Origin of the sequence: Terrabacter sp. Root181, assembly GCF_001428505.1 — a bacterium.
GTDB lineage: Bacteria > Actinomycetota > Actinomycetes > Actinomycetales > Dermatophilaceae > Terrabacter.
The window spans coordinates 181767-200237 of the sequence record NZ_LMHU01000006.1 but is presented as its reverse complement, the minus strand read 5'-3'; the positions used below and the strand labels follow the sequence as shown (position 1 = coordinate 200237).

Sequence of the window (18471 nt, the reverse complement as noted above, 5' to 3'; positions counted from 1 at the left end):
GTGACCCTCTCGCACACCGCCGACGCCGATCGCACGGTGCCGGCACTGCCGGCCGCCGTCCTGTGGGACATGGACGGCACGCTGGTCGACACCGAGCCCTACTGGATCGAGGCCGAGCACGAGCTCGTCGCCGCTCACGGGGGCGTCTGGAACGACGAGTTCGCCCACCAGCTCGTCGGCAACGCCCTCGAGGTCTCGGCGCAGCTGATCATCGACCAGTCGGGGATCGCCCTGTCGGTGCCCGAGATCATCGACGCCCTCCTCGAGCGGGTCATCACCCAGGTCGAGCAGCGCGTGCCGTGGCGACCGGGAGCCCGGGAGCTGCTGCTCGAGCTCGGCGAGCTCGGGGTCCCGTCGCTGCTCGTGACCATGTCGTGGCGCTCGCTCGCCGACACGGTCGTGGGGCGCCTGCCCGACGGCGCCTTCGACCACCTGGTCACGGGTGACGAGGTGAGCCACGGCAAGCCGCACCCCGAGCCCTACCTGGCCGCCGCCCGTCTCGTCGGCGCCGACCCGGCCGACTGCATCGCCATCGAGGACTCCCCGGCCGGGGTGCGCTCCGCGACGGCCGCAGGGGTGCCCACCATCGCGATCCCGCACGTGGTCCCGGTGCCCCACGTCGACGGCGCCGTGCACATCGACACCCTCGCTGGGGTCGGTGCGGCCGACCTCACGACGATCGTGTCGAGCGTGCGGTCTCCTCGCTGAGGTGCGCCAGTGTCAGGAGCTGACGCCGCATCATCACGAGGTCACCCCACGCGAGTGCCACGGACCGGGCGCGGGCCAGGGCCGAACCCGGTCGGGGGAGTGCGATGTCGCCGCGCAGCGTCGTGCCTGCCTCCGGGCCGCCTGGGAGCGGGACCGTCTGGTAGACGAGCGGCAGCCGTCCGAAGAGGCGTATGCCGGCCGGCTCGGTGATCTCGAGGGCGACCAGCTCGTCGGGCACCCAGTCGACGAGGGTGAAGATGGACGCGAACCGCTGTCCGACCGCGAGGGACTCCAGGCCGGGTGTCAGCGTGCGTGGGCTCCGGCGACCGCGGTTGTCGACGATGTCGTAGCTGTACGGCGCGACGCGTAGCTGGCAGAGCCAGCGGAAGACGACCGCGGGCTCGGCACGGACCGTCACCGCACGGCTGACGACCGGACCGGAGTGGCGTGCCAGGCGGTCAGGAAGCCCCGATGTGCCGAACTCGCCCCACCGCCAAGGGAGCTCGCCGCTCGGTGCCCGAGGGGTGCCGACCGGGCCTCTCACCGGCGGCCCTTGCGTCGCGGGCCACCTCCGCGGGCCGCGCCCTTGCGCCCGGGCTGCTGGGCCCGCCGACCGGCGGCGCCCCGGGAGCGGTCGCCCGACCGGGCAGGCGTCGTGGAGCTCTTGGCCCGGCCCGGCTGCCTGGCCGTCTCGTCCGCGACCTGCGATGAGGCCGGCTCGGACGTACCGCCACGGGTGCTGCGTTCGGTCCGACCACGGACGATGCCGATGAAGTCCTCGATCCGCGGGTCGTCGTCATCGACCCGCCACGCCAGGCCGACCCGCGACGGCGCGACGCCGGTCACCGGACGGTGGACGACGTCCTTGCGGTGGTGCAGGCGAGCGACCGACATCGGCACGACCACGATGCCGGAGCCCGTGGCCACGACGGACACCGCCTGCTTCGTCGTCATCGGCGGCATGGCAGCGCTCCGGTCGCGAGCCTCGGACGTGGCGACAGCCGCCCACTCGGGGACGAGCGCGGGATCCTGCATGAGGACCTCCTCGCCGAGATCGGTGACGTCGACCTCGTCGAACGCCGCGACGACGTGCTCCTTGGCCACGACGACGACCGGGACCTCCTCGTAGAGGGGGATGACGTGCAGACCGTCGCGGTCGACCGGCAGCCTCAGGAGCACCATGGACGATGTCCCGTCGCGCACGTGGGTCAGGGCCTCGGCGTCATCGACGGGCGCCGCCTCGAGAGGCGAGTCAGGCAGGCGCTGACCCCAGACGCGCAGCCACTTGTCGGGCGTCACGCCCGGCACGAACTCGACTCGGAAGGGATCGGCGGGGCGCGTCCCACCGTCTCCCTCAGTGCCGTCCGTCACCGTCCGAGCCTAGAGGACGAGCCCAGGGTGTCCGACCCTCACTGGTAGTGGAGGGAGATGTCGATCCCGGTCGGGCGGTCGTCGGCCCCGACGAGCAGGGCGTCACGCGCGGCGGCAGGAGGCTCGCTGCCCGTGTCGTCCACGGTGCCGGTCGGGGTCCAGCAGCCCGGGATGATCTGGAAGTGCTCGCCCGGGTCCTGGAGGACGTGCTCGCACACCGTGTAGCGGCCGGGGACGACGACGGCCGTCCACGTGACGGCATCGAGGTCCACGTCCACGTCCATCTGCGTCCCCGCGGTGTCGGTGACGTAGAGGAACCATGCCGTCCCCGATGACGCGGCGCCACCGATGCGGCGAGCGTTCGTCGTGACCCCTACCTTCGTGTAGGCACCGAGCAGTCCGCGGGTGTCGCGCGCGGCGACGTAGTAGCTGTACGTGACGTCACGGCGCAGCGACACCGCGGTGTCGGCATACCGCGTCGTGGGCCAGGCGGCCTCCAGCACCGTGGCGTGGGCCCAGTCGCTGCTCGTGCGCAGGACCCGGTAGCTCGCGATGTCGGCGTCGCCACTGGGGCTCCACCGCACGTCGACCTTCGGGACGAGCGTGCCCGACCGGAGACCGGGCTGGGCCGAGGGCGACGAGACGACGCGTGGAGCCGTCGTGTCGGCGAGGGTCACGAGCGACAGCGTGCGCCGCTGCGACAGGTGCCCGGCGGCATCGCGGACCCAGACGGCGAAGGTGTAGCTGGTGGATGCCAGCAGCGGCCGAGCCTCAGCGACACGGGCGTACTGGACCCACGTCGCGGCGTAGCCCGCATCGGGTGTCGCAGCAGCGGTGAGACCGCGGGTGTACCGGACGACGACCCTCGCCCCGGGCGCGTACGCCGCGGCCGGGACGTCCCACTGGGCACGCAGGGTGTGGTCGTAGCGCGCGTAGGGTCGCAGGTTCGACACGGCAGGCACCGAAGCGGCGGCATCGGCATGGTGCACCGGAGCGACAAGGGCTCCTCCCACGGCCATCGCCGCTGCCGTCAGTACCCGAACGAGACGTCGACTCAACATCTGGTGCCCTTCCCCTGTGACGGATGCGCTCCGGACGGTAGACCTGCTCACCGTCCTCTGCAAGGACCGGGGTCGGCAGCGACGCGCGCCGAGGCGCCCTAGGCTGGTCCCATGCCCACGCCGAAGCCGCAGACCATGAAGCCCCAGACGGCCGCGAAGAAGCTCGGCGTCCTGCTGTCCGAGACCCCGGCCGAGTTCCAGGACGGCGTCGTCAGCCGCACCGAACTCAACGCGCTGCAGGCCGATCCGCCGGAGTGGCTCTCGACCTTGCGCCGGAACGGCCCGCACACACGGCAGGAGACGGCACGCCGTCTCGGCATCTCCAACTCCGGCCTCGCCCGGGGCGGCGTCGGAGAGCACCTGACCACCGACGAGATCAAGGCCGTCCTCGAGGAGATGCCCGACTGGCTCGTCTCCGAGCGCGACATCTTCGCCCAGGTCCGGGCCGAGGACGCACGCCTCAAGGCGCGCGACGCCGAGCGTGCGTGACGCCCCGTGGGTGAGACCGTCCAGACCTTCCGCACCGTCCTCGAGGCGACGGGCGGGAACAACGTCGGCATCGTGGTGCCCGACGAGGTCGTCGCGGCATTCGGCCGAGGCAAGCGGGTGCCCGTCTCCGTGACGGTGGACGGCACGTACACGTATGCGACCTCGATCGCCTCCATGGGTGGCCGGTTCCTCGTGTCCTTCAACGCTGCGACACGGGCCGCCACGGGACGCGGTGCCGGCGACGACATCGAGGTGCGGCTCGAGCTCGACGACGGTCCGCGTGAGGTCGACGTGCCCGAGTCGCTCCGGGCGGCCCTCGACGCCGACCCCGCGGTCCGGACCGCCTGGACGTCGCTGTCCAGCAGCAAGCAGAAGGCGCACGTCCTCTCGGTGTCGTCGGCCAGGACCGAGCCCACCCGGGAGCGGCGTCTGGCGCTGGTGGTCGAGGCGTTGCGCGAGGCCGGCGCCCGAGGCTAGGCCAGCTGGTCGCGGCGACGCTTCAGGTAGGCCGTCTCTGCCGTGTTGCCCGCCAGCTCGATCGCCTGCTCATACGCCGACCGCGACTCCTCGCTCCGACCGAGACGACGCAGCAGGTCGGCGCGGGTCGCGTGGTAGGCGTGGTAGCCGCCCAACACCTCCCGGAGGCGGTCGACGGTGGCGAGCGCCACGTCCGGACCGTCGAGCTCGGCGAGCGCGATGGCGCGGTTCAGGGCGATGATCGGGGACGGGTCGAGGCGGACCAGCTGGTCGTGGAGGGCGACGACCTGCGACCAGTCCGTGTCGCGCATGTCGCGGGCGGAGGTGTGCACGGCGCTGATCGCAGCCATGACCTGGTAGCGACCCGGCGCCACCCCTGAGTCGAGCCGCTCGCGCACGAGTCGGTGACCCTCGGCGACGAGCGCCACGTCCCAGGCGCCCCGGTCCTGCTCGTCGAGCGGCACCAGCTCTCCCGTCGCCGAGACCCGGGCGGTCCGACGGGCCTCCGTGAGCAGCATCAGCGCCAGGAGTCCGGCCACCTCGCCGTCCTCCGGCAGCAGGTCACGGACCATCCGGGTGAGCCGGATCGCCTCGGCGGTCAGGTCGTGGCGGACGGGGTCGGTGTCGGGGCCGGTCGCGAGGTAGCCCTCGTTGAAGACGAGGAAGAGGACGCCGAGCACCCCGGAGACCCGTGCGGGGAGGTCCGCCGCGGCCGGCACGCGGTACGGGATGCGCGCCACCGCGATCTTGGCCTTGGCCCGGGTGAGGCGGCGAGCCATCGCCGACTCCTGGACCAGGAAGGCGCGGGCGATCTCGGGCACCGTCAGGCCGCCCACCATCCGCAGCGTCAGCGCGACGCGGGCCTCCATCGCGAGGGCCGGGTGGCAGCAGGTGAACACGAGTCGGAGACGGTCGTCGTCGATGGCGCCCAGCGGTTCTGGTCGACTGTCGTCGTGCGCCATCGCAGCCTCCCGGTGCTTGTGGTCGCGCTTGCTCTCGCGTCGGATGCGGTCGATCGCCTTGCGGTTGGCGGTGGTGGTCAGCCACGCGCCGGGGTTGGGGGGTGTGCCCTCGGTGGGCCACCGCTCGACGGCGGTCGCGAACGCCTCGGCCGCAGCGTCCTCGGCGAGGTCGAGGTCACCGAATCGCCGCGCCAGGGAGGCGACCACTCTGGCCCACTCCTCGTGGTGGGCCCGGGTGATCTCTGCGCGGACCTCGAGCGGCATCACAGGAACGGACGCACCTCGATCTTCCGGTTGCAGGCCCTCGACCCCTCGGCGCCGAGCTCGAGCGCCACGTCCAGGTCCGGGGCCTCGAGGATCCAGAAGCCGGCGAGGTACTCCTTCGACTCGAGGAAGGGCCCGTCGCTGAAGACCGGCTCGTCCCCGCGGTTGTCGATGACCGTCGCCGGGTCCGGGGAGCCGAGGCCACCGGCGAAGACCCAGTAGCCGTCGGACCTCAGCCGCTCGTTGAAGGCGTCGATGGCGGCCTCCTCGGTGGGCGTGTCCGGACCGGTGCCGTCGTCGATGACGGATACGAGGTACTGCATTGGATCGTCTCCTCTGACTCGGGCCGCCCCTCGCGGGCCGCCTCTCACCCCTACCACGAATACCCCGACCCCGATCGGACAGCGCGTCCCGGACCACCTCAGGGGCCCGGCCCCTCTGGACGAGCTCAGCGGTGCTGCGCGGTCCAGGCGCCGGCGCTCGCGGCTTCGGCGATGAGGTCGGCGACCTCGGCGTGGTTCTCGCGCACCAGTCCGGTGGTCACGCGCACGTGCCCCTCGGGCCCGGCGACGTGCTCCACGGAGAACGGTGACCCGGGGGTGACCGCGATGCCCTGGCTCGCGAGCCGGAGCACCGCCGCGGCCTCGTCCCGCACGGGCACCCAGATGTTGAGCCCGTCGGTGCCCGGCACGTCGATGCCGTGCTCGGCGAGGCGGGCGACCACGAGCTCTCGGCGACGGGCGTACTCCGCCCCGGCCGAGGCGATGCCACGGGCGCAGCCCTCGTCGCGCAGCAGTCCGGCCAGGACCCGTTGGAGCAGCCTGCTCGTCCAGCCCTGCCCGATGGCGCGCGCGTGGCGCACCGGGGCGAGCAGCGAGTCCGGGCCGCTCAGGGCGGCGATCCGCAGGTCCGGTCCGTGCGACTTGCTGAAGCTGCGGATGTGCAGCACCTGGTCAGGGATCCACGTGCCGAGGCTGATCACCGCCGACGTCGAGATGGGACCGCTGGAGTCGTCCTCGACGACGACGCAGTCATGACCCTTCAGCAGCGCGGCGAGCCGGCGCGCCCGGGTGGGCGACATCGAGACTCCGGTCGGGTTCTGACCCCGCGGCTGGATGACGACCGCTGCCGGCCGTCGAGGCAGGAGCGCCTCGACCCGGTCCAGGTCGAGCCCGGTCTCGTCGAGCGGCACCCCGACGACCTCGACGCCCCGGTCCTCGAGCAGGTCGAGCAGGGGAGGGAAGCCCGGGTGCTCGACGAGGACGAGGTCACCCGGGCGCAGCAGGGCCCGGGTGACGAGGTCCAGCGCGTCCATCGCGCCGTCGACGACCAGGAGGTCGTCAGCGGCATACGGCCAGTCGCGGGTCAGCTCGGCGCGCAGCTCGTCGAGCACCGGGTCGTCGAGGTAGCTGCTGGGCGTGGTCGGGTCGGTCAGCGCCGACAGCACCGGGACGAGCGGGGGCAGCAGCGTGCTGTCGGGGATGCCGGTCGACAGGTCGAGGCTCACCGGTGACTCGTGACGCAGGGCCCGGGTGTAGCGCTCGCCGCCTCGTGCGGTCGGTGCGACGGTCGTGCCCCGACGCCCGGCGGACCGGATCGTGCCCGAGCGCGCGAGGAGCTGCCAGGCGGCGCTGACGGTCGTCGGCGACATCATCAGCTCCTCGGCCACCCGACGGATCGGGGGCAGCTGGTCGCCCGGCAGCAGGGTGGCGTCGCGGATGGCCCTCGACACGGCTTGGGCGAGCCCCTTGGCAGTCGGGGCGTCGAGGCGCTCCTCGATGGAGGAGATGACGGCGCGCATGTTCGTAACATAGCAATGAGGTCTTTGTGTGGGGTAGAGGTGGCACGTAGCGTGGACCGCATGACGACCTCCACCGTGACGACCATCGACCACTGGATCTCCGGCGCCCGCGTGCCCGGCACCTCGGGACGCACCGCCCCGGTGCACGACCCGGCGACCGGCCGCCAGACCGGCGAGGTGCCGCTCGCCTCCGCCGCCGAGGTGGACGACGCCGTCAAGACCGCGGTCGCGGCCGGACGCGACTGGCGCACGAGCTCGCTGTCGAAGCGGGCCGCCGTCCTCTTCGCCTTCCGCGAGCTGCTCCACACGCGCACCGACGAGCTGGCTGCCATCGTCACCGCCGAGCACGGCAAGGTCCTCTCGGACGCCGTCGGCGAGATCGCCCGCGGCCTCGAGAACGTCGAGTTCGCGACCGGTGTCCCTCAACTGCTCAAGGGCGGCTTCTCCGAGCAGGCCGCGAGCGGCGTCGACGTCTACAGCATCCGCCAGCCGCTCGGTGTCGTCGCCGGCATCACGCCCTTCAACTTCCCCGTCATGGTGCCGCTGTGGATGTGTGCCAACGCGATCGCCTGCGGCAACAGCTTCGTCCTCAAGCCGAGCGAGAAGGACCCGTCGGCCGCACTCTTCCTCGCGCAGATGTGGAAGGACGCCGGGCTGCCCGACGGCGTCTTCACGGTCGTGCAGGGCGACAAGGAGGCCGTCGACGCGCTCCTCGACCACGAGGACATCGCGGCCGTCAGCTTCGTCGGGTCGACCCCCATCGCGAAGTACATCTACGAGCGCGGTACCGCCAACGGCAAGCGCGTCCAGGCCCTCGGCGGTGCCAAGAACCACGCGCTCGTGCTCCCCGACGCCGACATCGAGATGGCTGCGGACGCCATCGTCTCGGCGGCCTACGGGGCGGCGGGGGAGCGCTGCATGGCCCTGTCCGTCGCGGTCGCCGTGGGCGACGTCGGCGACGACCTCGTCTCGGCGATCTCCACCCGGCTGCCGAAGCTCACCGTCGGACCCGGCGCTGCGGAGGGCACCGACATGGGTCCCCTCATCACGCGTGAGCACCGGGACAAGGTGGCCGGCTACGTCGCTGCCGGCGCCGAGGCCGGTGCCACGGTCGTCGTCGACGGACGCGAGCAGGACGTTCCCCAGGACGGCTTCTTCCTCGGGATGACGCTGCTCGACGACGTGACGCCCGACATGACCGTCTACCGCGACGAGATCTTCGGGCCCGTCCTGTCGGTCGTCCGCGTCGCGACCTACGACGAGGGCCTGGCCCTCATCAACCGCAACCCGTATGCCAACGGCACCGCGATCTTCACCCGTGACGGAGGGGCCGCGCGCCGCTTCCAGAACGAGGTCGAGGTCGGCATGGTGGGGATCAACGTGCCCATCCCCGTCCCTGTCGCGTACTACTCCTTCGGCGGCTGGAAGGACTCGCTCTTCGGCGACACGCACATGTACGGCCCCGAGGGCATCAACTTCTACACGCGCGGCAAGGTCGTGACGCAGCGGTGGCCCGACCCGGCCACCTCGAGCGTCGACCTCGGCTTCCCGCGCACCCGCTGAGAGGACCCACCCGTGACCGACCTGAGCGACCTGAGCAACCCGATCGGCGTGACCGAGCTCGACCGGCGCCCCGTGGTCGCCGACCTCCTCGACGAGATGACCGAGGCGCAGGTGCGCACCCTCGACCGCGAGCACGTGTTCCACTCGTGGTCCGCCCAGGGACTCATCGACCCGCTGCCCATCGCACGGGCCGAGGGCTCCTACTTCTGGGACTACCAGGACAAGCGCTACCTCGACTTCAGCAGCCAGCTCGTCAACGTGAACATCGGCTACAACCACCCGAAGGTCGTCGCCGCCATCCAGGAGCAGGCCGCCCGGCTCGCGACGATCGCACCGTCGTTCGCCAACGATGCCCGCAGCGAGGCTGCGCGGCTCATCACCGAGGTCGCGCCCGAGGGACTGTCCGCCGTCTTCTTCACCAACGGCGGGGCCGAGGCCAACGAGAACGCGATCCGCATGGCCCGGCTGCACACCGGGCGCCACAAGGTGCTCGCGACCTACCGCAGCTACCACGGCGCGACAGGCGGCTCGATCACCCTGACCGGAGACCCGAGGCGCTGGCCGTCCGAGCCCGGCCTCGCGGGCATCGTGCACTTCTGGGGCCCGTACACCTACCGGTCGGCCTTCCACTCCGAGACCGAGGAGCAGGAACGCGACCGTGCCCTCCAACACCTGCGCGACACGATCATGGTCGAGGGCGCGCACACGATCGCGGCCATCATCCTCGAGACGGTCGTCGGAACCAACGGCATCCTCGTCCCACCGGACGGCTACCTCCAGGGCGTCCGTGACCTCTGCGACGAGCACGGCATCATCCTCATCGCCGACGAGGTCATGTCCGGCTTCGGCCGGTGCGGCGAGTGGTTCGCCGTCGACCGCTGGGGCGTCCGCCCCGACCTCATCACCTTCGCCAAGGGCGTGAACTCCGGCTACGTGCCGCTCGGCGGCGTCGTCATCTCGGACGAGATCCGGGCGAGCTTCGACCAGCGCGCGTTCCCCGGCGGGCTGACCTACTCGGGCCACCCGCTCGCCTGCGCCTCGGCGGTGGCGTCGATCAACGCCTTCCGCGAGGAGGGCATCCTCGACAACGCCCGGATGCTCGGCACCGACGTCATCGGCCCGCGCCTGCGCGAGATCGCCGCGAGGCACCCGAGCGTCGGCGACGTCCGGGGGCTCGGGGTCTTCTGGGCGGTCGAGCTCGTGCGCGACCAGGAAACCCGCGAGCCGCTCGTGCCCTACAACGCCGCGGGCGAGGCGGCCGCCCCGATGACGGCCTTCGCGGCGGCCTGCAAGGAACGTGGGCTCTGGCCGTTCACCCACTTCAACCGGACGCACGTCGTGCCGCCGTGCACGACGACCCCGGCGGAGGCCGAGGAGGGGCTGGCGGTGCTCGACCAGGCGCTCGACGTCGCCGACGAGTTCACCGCCTGACGGCGCTCGAGCGTCGCGAGGGCGTATGCCGCTGGGACCGGGCCCGGCGGCATACGCCCTCGGTCGTGGGCCGCGTCAGGCGTCGAGCTCGACGAGCCCGGTGACGCTCGGGTCGACGGCGCGCTGGGCGGCGTCGTCGGGCAGCGGCGGGGGAGTGCCGCCCCAGGCGGGGCACAGGGCACGGTGGTCGCACCAGTCGCACAGCCGGCTGGGGCTGGGCCGCCAGTCGCCGGTGGTGGCCGCGCGCTCGATCGCCTGCCAGAGGGCCTTGACCTTGCGCTCGGTGCCCAGGAGGTCCTGCTCGTCGGGCTCGTAGGCGACGATCTCGCCGTTGCCGAGGTAGACCAGCTGCAGGCGCTTGGGGATGACGCCTCGCTGGCGCCACAGCACGAGCGCGTAGAACTTCATCTGGAAGAGCGCCTTGGCCTCGAAGTGCTCGGAGGGCGATCGACCCGTCTTGTAGTCGACGACGCGCATCTCGCCGCCGGGGGCCACGTCGAGCCGGTCGACGTAGCCGCGCAGGACGAGCCCGTCGACCTCGGTCTCGACGTAGAGCTCGCGCTCGGCCGGCTCGAGCCGCGTCGGGTCCTCAAGCCCGAACCACGTCTGCAGCAGCGTCGCGGCGCCTGCGAACCACTCGTCGGTGCGGCCGTCGTGGTCGGCGAGCAGGTCGAGCATCGCCGGCTCCTCCTCGGCGAGGCGCTCCCACTCCCCGGGGACGAGCCCGACGGCAGCCTCGATGGTGCGCTCGCTCGCCGGGAGGTCGAAGAGCCGCTCGAGGACGGCATGGACGAGCGTGCCCCGGGCCGTCGCCTGCGTCGGCGGCGACGGGAGCTTGTCGATGACCCGGAAGCGGTAGAGCATCGGGCACGACATGAAGTCGGAGGCCCGACTCGGGGACAGCGCTGCAACCATGGGGCGACTGTATGCCGCGGGGCCGACACCGGCGGTCCGGTACCCACAGCCCGCGCACGGGACCGGCACAGGGAGCGGCGCGGCACAGGGCATAGGGTCGGCCCATGAGCACTCCCGCACGCCCGGACGCGTCTCACGGGTGGCGGATCGGCAGCCTCGCCGGAACCCCGGTCTACCTCGGCCGGTCCTGGCCGATCATCGCCGTGCTCATCGTCGTCGTCTTCGGGCCCAACCTCTCCCGGTCCGACCGCGGAGCCATCTACGGCTACCTGCTCGCCGGCGCCTACGCGTTGCTGCTGCTCGTCTCCGTGCTGGTGCACGAGGCGTCGCACGCGTTCGCGGCCCGCTGGCGGGGCCACCCGGTGAACCGGATCGTCGCCGACGTGTGGGGTGGACACACCGTCTACGACGCCAACCGCACCTCGCCGAGCACGACGGCCATCGTCGCCGTGGTCGGTCCGCTCTCCAACCTGGCGCTCGCCGCGGTCGTCTGGGGCCTGCGGGTGCTGACGACCAACGAGACGGCCCTGACGCTCCTCGGCATCGTGGCCTTCGCCAACGTCCTCGTCGGCGTCTTCAACCTCCTGCCCGGCCTGCCGCTCGACGGAGGCCAGATCGTCAGCGCCCTCGTGTGGCGGGCGACCGGCAGCAAGGGTCGCGGTCTCGTCACGGCCGGCTGGCTCGGACGCGTCGTCGCGGTGCTGACGGTCGCGTGGTTCGCCCTGAAACCGCTCGCCGAGGGGCGGGCCCCCGACATCTTCGACCTCGTCTGGCCGTTCGCCATCGCCTTCTTCCTCTGGCAGGGCGCGACGGGCGCCGTCCGGGCGGGACACATCCACGAGGCGACCGCGCAGCGTGCGACCGACGTGCTCGAGCCGCTGTCCCTCGTGGCGGGCACGGCCCCCCTGGCCGAGGTCGAGGCCGCGGTCACCGCCGGGGCCTGGGTGGCGGCTGCCGACCCCACGGGGTGGCCCCTCGGCGTCGTCGACGCCGACTCCGCGGCCGGGGTGCCGACCGAGAGCCGGGCGCGCACGGCCATCGCGTCCGTGACCCTGGCCCAGCCGGCGTCCTGGGTCGTCGCACTGCCCGACGACGCCGTGCTCACCGATCTCATCCGCGTCATGAGCGAGCGTGAGCTCTCGCTCGCCGTCGTCGTCGACGAGGCGACCCGTGACATCCGGGGCCTGGCGAGCGCCGAGCGGATCAACGCGGTGGTCGGCGCCGAGCTGGCGCGACGGGGTCGACGCTGACGCCCCGCAACCCCGTGACGGTCTGCACCAGGCTCCCGACGCCGTGCCGTGTCCACACCCCCTCCGTCCCTCGCTCCGCCGTCCACAGACGGGCCCGACGGAGCTGCGCAGCTGCCGACCTCCCGTCACCGTTGGCCCAGGGCCCGACGGGCGGGCCGGAGGAGGCACCATGAGGACGAGCCGGAGCGGGACGACGACGAGCGCGGGTGGAGCGGTGCCCCGGCCGAGGTCGAGCCCCGGTCGCGGGGCACGCGACCGGGCAGAGCCCGGGGCGTCGCCCGAGACCCCACCGCAGCCGGGCCGCAACGAGGTGCTCCTGAGTGGCCGCCTCGGCGCCGAGGCGGAGGAGCGCGAGCTGCCGAGCGGTGACCGCATCGCCACGCTCCGGGTCGTCGTGCCGCGCGAGCAGTCGACCGGCAGGCGACGCGCGGTCACCGACGGACCCAAGCGGGCGACGGTCGACACCATCGATGTCGTGTGCTGGACGGCCGCGACTCGCCGGACCGCGCTGCGACTGCGCAGCGGCGAGCTCGTCGAGGTCGAGGGAGCGCTCCGTCGCCGCTTCTTCGGTGGGCCCGCCGGTCGCCAGAGCCGTTACGAGGTCGAGGCGGCGGCGCTCCGGAAGCTGTCCGGCGGAGGTGTCGCCGGCACCTAGACTGTGCTCCCATGACCGACGCCGAGCAGCCCGACGCCGAGCAGTCCCACGTCCCCGGTGCGCACGACCGCCGCGGTGTCTTCGAGGTCGGGGAGCGCATCCAGCTGACCGACCCGAAGGGGCGTCTGCACACGATCACTCTCGAGCCCGCCCGCGAGTTCCACACCCACCGTGGCTTCCTGCGGCACGACGACCTCATCGGCTCCCACGACGGCTCCGTCGTCACGAACACCGCGGGCGTCGAGTACCTCGCGCTCCGCCCGCTCCTCAGCGACTACGTCATGTCGATGCCGCGTGGCGCGGCCGTCGTCTACCCGAAGGACTCGGGCCAGATCGTCCAGATGGCCGACATCTTCCCGGGCGCGACCGTGGTCGAGGCCGGTGTCGGCAGCGGGGCGCTGTCCATGTCGCTGCTGCGGGCCATCGGCGAGCGGGGACGGCTGCTGTCGTTCGAGCGACGCGAGGACTTCGCCGACATCGCGCGCGGCAACGGCCGCGCCTTCTTCGGCGGCGACCACCCCGCCTGGACCGTCACCGTCGGCGACCTCGTCGAGTCCCTGCCGTCGGTCGCCGAGGCGGGGACGGTCGACCGGGTCGTGCTCGACATGCTCGCCCCGTGGGAGTGCCTCGACGCCGTCTCCGACGCGCTCATCCCCGGCGGCGTGCTCATCTGCTACGTCGCCACGACGACCCAGCTGAGCCGGGTGGCCGAGGGCATCCGCGCCCACGGCGGCTTCACCGAGCCCTCAGCCTGGGAGTCGCTCGTGCGCGGCTGGCACCTCGAGGGCCTCGCCGTGCGCCCGCAGCACCGCATGCACGGCCACACGGGCTTCCTCATCACGACGCGCCGGCTCGCTCCCGGGGTCGTTCCGCCCGAGCGCAAGCGCCGCCCGGCCAAGGGTGCCTACGGTGACGCGGGCGACACGGTCGCGACCACGGGCGACGCGTCCGACGACGCGACCGGCGTCGTCGCGCCCATCGCCGGGTCGACCGCCTCGACGGACATCCCGGCGGAGGCCTGGACCCCCGAGGCGCTCGGCGAACGGGTCAAGAGCGACAAGACGATCCGACGCGTACGCCGATCACTGGCTGAAACGTCCGACGACATCGGCTGACTCGGGGTTAGGGTCGAATCGTCACTATGTGCGAGTGACGGATTGAGGAGGCCGAGATGTCTGATGACGTCCGCAACCCAGACCCCGAAGGTGCCGCCGGCGCCGGAGTCCCCGGAGCGGGGGACCGCGAGCTCGCAGCCCTGCGCGCCGAGGTCGAGTCGCTGCGCGAGGTGACGCGACACTCGCCCCAGCGCACCCGTGAGCTCGAGGCGCGGCTGGCCCACGTCCAGACGAGCCTGTCGACGCTGTCGTCCCAGAACGAGCGCCTCGTGCGTACCCTCAAGGACGCTCGCGAGCAGATCGTCACCCTGAAGAAGGAGGTCGACCGCCTCGCGCAGCCGCCGAGCACCTTCGGCCTCGTCGTCGACCCGCCGGACGACGGCGCGATCGACATCATCACCGGCGGTCGCAAGATGCGTGTCGCGATCAGCCCCTCGGTCGACCAGCACGAGCTCGGACTGGGCCGCGAGGTCATGCTCAACGAGGCCCTCAACGTCGTCTCCGTCCACGGCTACGAGCGGGTGGGCGAGGTCGTCACCGTCAAGGAGCGCCTCGACGACGAGCGCGTCGTCGTGGTGACCCACGGTGACGAGGAGCGCGTGTGTCGCATCGCGACGCCGCTGCTCGGCGAGCACTTCCGCGTCGGCGACTCCCTCACCCTCGACCCGAGGTCGAACTTCGTCCACGAGGTCGTCCCCAAGCTCGAGGTCGAGGAGCTCGTGCTCGAAGAGGTACCCGACGTCGACTACGAGGACATCGGCGGCCTGGCCGGTCAGATCGAGCAGATCCGCGACGCCGTCGAGCTGCCTTTCCTGCACCCCGAGCTCTACAAGGAGCACGCGCTGAAGCCGCCGAAGGGCGTCCTGCTCTACGGCCCTCCCGGCTGCGGCAAGACGCTCATCGCCAAGGCGGTGGCGGCGTCACTGGCCCGCCAGGTCGCCGCGCGCACGGGCAAGCAGACGGAGAAGAGCTACTTCCTCAACATCAAGGGCCCGGAGCTGCTCAACAAGTACGTCGGCGAGACCGAGCGTCACATCCGGCTCATCTTCCAGCGCGCCCGTGAGAAGGCCTCCGACGGGACGCCGGTGGTCGTCTTCTTCGACGAGATGGACTCGCTCTTCCGCACGCGCGGATCCGGCGTCTCCAGCGACGTCGAGACGACGATCGTGCCGCAGCTGCTCGCCGAGATCGACGGCGTCGAACGCCTCGACAACGTCATCGTCATCGGAGCGTCCAACCGCGAGGACATGATCGACCCCGCGATCCTGAGGCCGGGACGGCTCGACGCGAAGATCAAGATCGAGCGCCCCGACGCCGAGAGCGCGCGTGACATCTTCAGCAAGTACCTCGTCGACACGCTGCCGCTGCACGAGCACGACCTCGCCGTCAACGGTGGGGACCGGGACGCCACGGTCGAGGCGATGATCACGGCCGCGGTCGAGCGGATGTACTCCGAGATGGAGGAGAACCGCTTCCTCGAGGTCACCTACCAGGGCGGCGACAAGGAGATCCTCTACTTCAAGGACTTCAACTCGGGCGCGATGATCCAGAACATCGTCGACCGGGCCAAGAAGCTCGCCATCAAGGACTTCCTCACGACGGGCCAGAAGGGCATCCGCGTCGAGCACCTGCTCAACAGCTGTGTGGACGAGTTCAAGGAGAACGAGGACCTCCCCAACACGACCAACCCCGACGACTGGGCGCGGATCAGCGGGAAGAAGGGCGAGCGCATCGTCTACATCCGCACGCTGCTTAAGGGCAAGGACGGCACCGAGCCGGGTCGGTCCATCGCGACGGCCAACACGGGCCAGTACCTCTGACCGAGGGCGTATGCCGTGTGGCCGGGACGTCCCGGCCACACGTGGCCTCTCGACGTCGACCACGCGGCCACACGGGCCTCTGGACGGTTGAGCTAGGCGTGGTGCGCTGACGCGCGGGTGCGGCGGACGGCATACGCCCCGATGGCGCGCCAGCCCAGCAGGAAGAGCGCGAGCACCACGGACGCGACCACGACGAAGCTGACGGCCGTGCCCGACCCGACCGCGTGCCGCAGCAGCATGCCCACGAGGACGGTCGCGAACCAGACCGTGACACCCGGCGCCACGTCGAGCGGCCACTCGTGGCGCACGAGCCGCACGACGAGCCAGCCGAGACCGGTGCCGACGAGGAAGGGCCAGGCCGTGGCCAGGACACCGACGACGGGGCTCGACTCGTCGTGGCTCGCCCGGCCGACTCCCGCGAACACGAGGACGAGGACGACGTCGAGGAGCAGCGCGACCAGGGGCCGGCGCCACCAGGCGAGGCGGCTCATGGGTGCGTGTCGAAGGGGAGCTTGGCCTGCGGCGGGGCGTGGGTCGGGTCGACCCCCTCGAAGAGCGAGCTGACCGACCGACCGTGGTGGATGCGGCTGATCGCCTCGGCGAAGAGGGCCGAGACCGAGCGCACCTTGAGCTCGGGCCAGCCGTCCGGCGCCGGGACGGTGTCGGTCGTGACGACCTCGGTGACGAACGGGTGGTCGCGCAGCCGCTCGACCGCCTTGCCGGCGAAGAGGCCATGGGTGCACACGATCGCGGCCTCGGTCGCGCCGGCGTCCTTGAGGCGGTCCATGAGCTCGAGCATCGAGCCGCCCGTCGCGATCTCGTCGTCGAGGATGATGGCACGTCGACCCGAGACGTCGCCGACGATCGAGTCGATGACGACGCGGTCGTCGGCCACCCGCCGCTTCGAGCCGGCGGCGACGGGCAGGCCCAGCAGGCGGGCGAACTGGGTCGCGACCTTGGCGTTGCCGAGGTCGGGGCTGACGACGATCGAGTTGCCGAGGTCGTTGTCGCGGAAGTGGTCGGCGAGGACGCCGATGGCCGTGAGGTGGTCGACCGGCGTCGAGAAGAAGCCGTGCACCTGGGGGGCGTGCAGCGCCATCGTCAGCACCCGGTGGCAGCCGGCCGTCGAGATCATGTCGGCCACGAGGCGTCCGCCGAGCGAGATGCGCGAGGCGTCCTTCTTGTCGGAGCGGGCGTAGGCGTAGTGCGGCATGACCGCGGTGATCTGCGCCGCCGAGGCGCCGCGGGCCGCGTCGATCATCAGGAGCAGCTCCATGAGGTGCTCCTGGGTCGGCGGCACGAGCGGCTGCACGATGTAGACGTCGCGCTGGCGACAGTTGGCGAGCAGCTGCGCCTGGAGGCAGTCGTTGCTGAACCGCTTGATGTCGACGGGAGAACGGGTCACCCCGAGATGGGAGCAGATCCGGTCGGCCAGCGCGGGGTGCGCCGAGCCGCTGAACACGACGACATCGTTCACTTCGAGACCATCCCTCACGAGACTCGCGTGCGTTCGCAGACTATCCGACCGTTCCGGGTCGCGCGTGCCGGGCGACCCACAGGGCGAGCTCCGCGCGAGCCGCACCGCCGACACGGGTGGCCCCGGGGAAGCTCATGAAGCCGTGCGGGACGCGGGGGTAGTTGGTGTGGCGAACGACGACTCCGGCGGCACGCAGCGCGGCGGCGTAGGCGGCGCCCTCGTCGCGGAGCGGGTCGAGGTCGGCCGTCTGCACGAGCGTCGGGGGCAGCCCGCCGAGGTCGTCGGCGTGCAGCGGCGAGACGAGCGGGTCGAGCGGGTCGAGGGCGTCCTCGCCGTCGCCGAGGTAGTGGGCGAGGAACGCGTCCATGTCGCTGCGGGTGAGGATCGGCGCCTGCGCGTGCTGGGACACCGAGGGCGAGCTCATCGTCGCGTCGACGGCGGGGTAGACCAGCGCCTCGTAGGCGACCTCGGCGCCGCCCTCGGCGCGGAGGACCTGCGCGGCCACGGCTGCCAGGTTGCCGCCCGCGGAGTCTCCGGCGAGGCCGAGGCCGGTGTGCCGGACGCCGTCGCCGGACGCGTCGGACGCGGCCCACCGGACGGCATCCACGCAGTCGTGGACTGCCTGGGGAGCGCGGTGCTCCGGAGCCAGGCGGTAGTCGACGTTGAGCACGGCCACCCGGGCGCGGTCGGCGATCCAGGCACAGATGGGGTCATATCCGCGCGTGTTGCCGAGCACCCACCCGCCTCCGTGGAACCACAGCATCGCGGGCAGGGCCTGGCCGTCGGTGTGTCGCGGCCGGTAGGTGCGCACGTCGACGACGTGCCCGTCGCGGGCGGTGAAGCTCGTGTCACGGATCTCCACCCCGGCCGGGACCGAGCCCGTCACCCACGTGAACGGCACTCGTGGCGGAGCGAACCACGCTCTGCTGCGGGCGATCTCGTCACCGGAGAGCATCCGTGACCCGTCTCGGGTGCGGCTCAGCACGCGGGCGAGGAGCTTGGTGCGCAGAGGCATGTCCCACGAGTCGGTGACCGTCACGGCGTCAGTCTCGCACCGGTTCCTGACGGTCGGTGCATCGGGCGCACCAAGCACGGCACGGCGACGCTGCGGC

Annotated in this window: 19 protein-coding genes; 9 read left to right on the top strand and 10 right to left on the bottom strand. The window is 72.0% G+C overall.

Annotation, left to right across the window (positions count from 1 at the left end):
* On the top strand, positions 1-708 hold the full coding sequence (locus tag ASD90_RS12750; protein WP_082588699.1) for an HAD family phosphatase: 708 nt from the start codon (positions 1-3) through the stop codon (positions 706-708).
* Here ASD90_RS12750 and ASD90_RS12745 read toward each other — a convergent pair.
* From ASD90_RS12745 to ASD90_RS12735, 3 genes are all read right to left on the bottom strand, one after another.
* Positions 671-1126 carry a hypothetical protein gene (locus tag ASD90_RS12745; protein ID WP_056756919.1) on the bottom strand — a complete coding sequence of 152 codons (456 nt, stop codon included), beginning with the start codon at positions 1124-1126 and terminating at the stop codon, positions 671-673. The genes ASD90_RS12750 and ASD90_RS12745 overlap by 38 nt on opposite strands.
* 122 nt (positions 1127-1248) lie before the next feature.
* Complete coding sequence (locus ASD90_RS12740; protein WP_056756916.1) at positions 1249-2079, bottom strand: LysR substrate-binding domain-containing protein; 831 nt, start codon at positions 2077-2079, stop codon at positions 1249-1251.
* Positions 2080-2117: 38 nt separating this feature from the next.
* Positions 2118-3032, bottom strand: coding sequence for a hypothetical protein (locus ASD90_RS12735; RefSeq protein ID WP_057588190.1), 915 nt, complete (start codon positions 3030-3032; stop codon positions 2118-2120).
* Between the two features lie 219 nt (positions 3033-3251).
* On the opposite strand from ASD90_RS12735, the gene ASD90_RS12730 reads away from it, so the two are divergent.
* Positions 3252-3629 carry a DUF5997 family protein gene (locus ASD90_RS12730; RefSeq protein ID WP_056756909.1) on the top strand — a complete coding sequence of 126 codons (378 nt, stop codon included), beginning with the start codon at positions 3252-3254 and terminating at the stop codon, positions 3627-3629.
* A 6-nt stretch (positions 3630-3635) separates the two neighbouring features.
* The gene (locus ASD90_RS12725; RefSeq protein ID WP_056756907.1) at positions 3636-4106 is read left to right on the top strand and encodes a YdeI/OmpD-associated family protein; all 471 of its coding nucleotides are present in this window, start codon (positions 3636-3638) and stop codon (positions 4104-4106) included.
* On the opposite strand, the gene ASD90_RS12720 is transcribed toward ASD90_RS12725, so the two are convergent.
* The 3 genes from ASD90_RS12720 to ASD90_RS12710 form a co-directional block, all read right to left on the bottom strand.
* Positions 4103-5332: an RNA polymerase sigma factor gene (locus ASD90_RS12720; RefSeq protein WP_056756904.1), complete on the bottom strand. Its 1230-nt coding sequence runs from the start codon at positions 5330-5332 to the stop codon at positions 4103-4105. The two genes, ASD90_RS12725 and ASD90_RS12720, sit on opposite strands and share 4 nt — an antisense overlap.
* Positions 5332-5655, bottom strand: coding sequence for a YciI family protein (locus ASD90_RS12715; protein WP_056756902.1), 324 nt, complete (start codon positions 5653-5655; stop codon positions 5332-5334). The genes ASD90_RS12720 and ASD90_RS12715 overlap by 1 nt, the downstream gene beginning before the upstream one ends.
* A gap of 125 nt (positions 5656-5780) precedes the next feature.
* Positions 5781-7133, bottom strand: a complete 1353-nt coding sequence (locus ASD90_RS12710; RefSeq protein WP_056756900.1) for a PLP-dependent aminotransferase family protein — start codon at positions 7131-7133, stop codon at positions 5781-5783.
* 60 nt (positions 7134-7193) lie between these two features.
* Here ASD90_RS12710 and ASD90_RS12705 point away from each other — a divergent pair, with 60 nt between their 5' ends.
* Both ASD90_RS12705 and ASD90_RS12700 read left to right on the top strand, forming a co-directional pair.
* Positions 7194-8696, top strand: a complete 1503-nt coding sequence (locus ASD90_RS12705) for a CoA-acylating methylmalonate-semialdehyde dehydrogenase (RefSeq protein ID WP_056757661.1) — start codon at positions 7194-7196, stop codon at positions 8694-8696.
* 96 nt (positions 8697-8792) lie between these two features.
* Positions 8793-10127, top strand: coding sequence for an aspartate aminotransferase family protein (locus ASD90_RS12700; RefSeq protein WP_056757658.1), 1335 nt, complete (start codon positions 8793-8795; stop codon positions 10125-10127).
* 75 nt (positions 10128-10202) lie between these two features.
* Here ASD90_RS12700 and ASD90_RS12695 read toward each other — a convergent pair whose 3' ends face one another.
* Positions 10203-11042 carry a PD-(D/E)XK nuclease family protein gene (locus ASD90_RS12695; RefSeq protein WP_056756897.1) on the bottom strand — a complete coding sequence of 280 codons (840 nt, stop codon included), beginning with the start codon at positions 11040-11042 and terminating at the stop codon, positions 10203-10205.
* A gap of 104 nt (positions 11043-11146) precedes the next feature.
* Between ASD90_RS12695 and ASD90_RS12690 the strand changes: the two genes are divergently transcribed.
* The 4 genes from ASD90_RS12690 (at position 11147) to arc (ending at position 15882) form a co-directional block, all read left to right on the top strand.
* Positions 11147-12292, top strand: a complete 1146-nt coding sequence (locus tag ASD90_RS12690; protein WP_056756895.1) for a site-2 protease family protein — start codon at positions 11147-11149, stop codon at positions 12290-12292.
* 169 nt (positions 12293-12461) lie between these two features.
* Positions 12462-12947 carry a single-stranded DNA-binding protein gene (locus ASD90_RS12685; RefSeq protein ID WP_082588698.1) on the top strand — a complete coding sequence of 162 codons (486 nt, stop codon included), beginning with the start codon at positions 12462-12464 and terminating at the stop codon, positions 12945-12947.
* 11 nt (positions 12948-12958) lie between these two features.
* Positions 12959-14062: a tRNA (adenine-N1)-methyltransferase gene (locus tag ASD90_RS12680; RefSeq protein WP_056756892.1), complete on the top strand. Its 1104-nt coding sequence runs from the start codon at positions 12959-12961 to the stop codon at positions 14060-14062.
* A 56-nt stretch (positions 14063-14118) separates the two neighbouring features.
* Positions 14119-15882 (top strand): proteasome ATPase, encoded by a 1764-nt coding sequence (gene arc / locus ASD90_RS12675; protein WP_056756889.1) that lies wholly within the window; start codon positions 14119-14121, stop codon positions 15880-15882.
* Between the two features lie 92 nt (positions 15883-15974).
* Here the strand turns inward: arc and ASD90_RS12670 are convergent, their stop codons facing one another.
* From ASD90_RS12670 to ASD90_RS12660, 3 genes are read right to left on the bottom strand one after another with little or no spacing between them, the layout of a single operon-like run.
* On the bottom strand, positions 15975-16373 hold the full coding sequence (locus tag ASD90_RS12670) for a DUF3054 domain-containing protein (protein ID WP_056756886.1): 399 nt from the start codon (positions 16371-16373) through the stop codon (positions 15975-15977).
* The gene (locus ASD90_RS12665) at positions 16370-17359 is read right to left on the bottom strand and encodes a ribose-phosphate pyrophosphokinase (protein WP_056756883.1); all 990 of its coding nucleotides are present in this window, start codon (positions 17357-17359) and stop codon (positions 16370-16372) included. The genes ASD90_RS12670 and ASD90_RS12665 overlap by 4 nt, the downstream gene beginning before the upstream one ends.
* Positions 17360-17399: 40 nt before the next feature.
* The gene (locus tag ASD90_RS12660; RefSeq protein ID WP_056756879.1) at positions 17400-18398 is read right to left on the bottom strand and encodes an alpha/beta hydrolase; all 999 of its coding nucleotides are present in this window, start codon (positions 18396-18398) and stop codon (positions 17400-17402) included.
* Positions 18399-18471 lie beyond the last annotated feature (73 nt).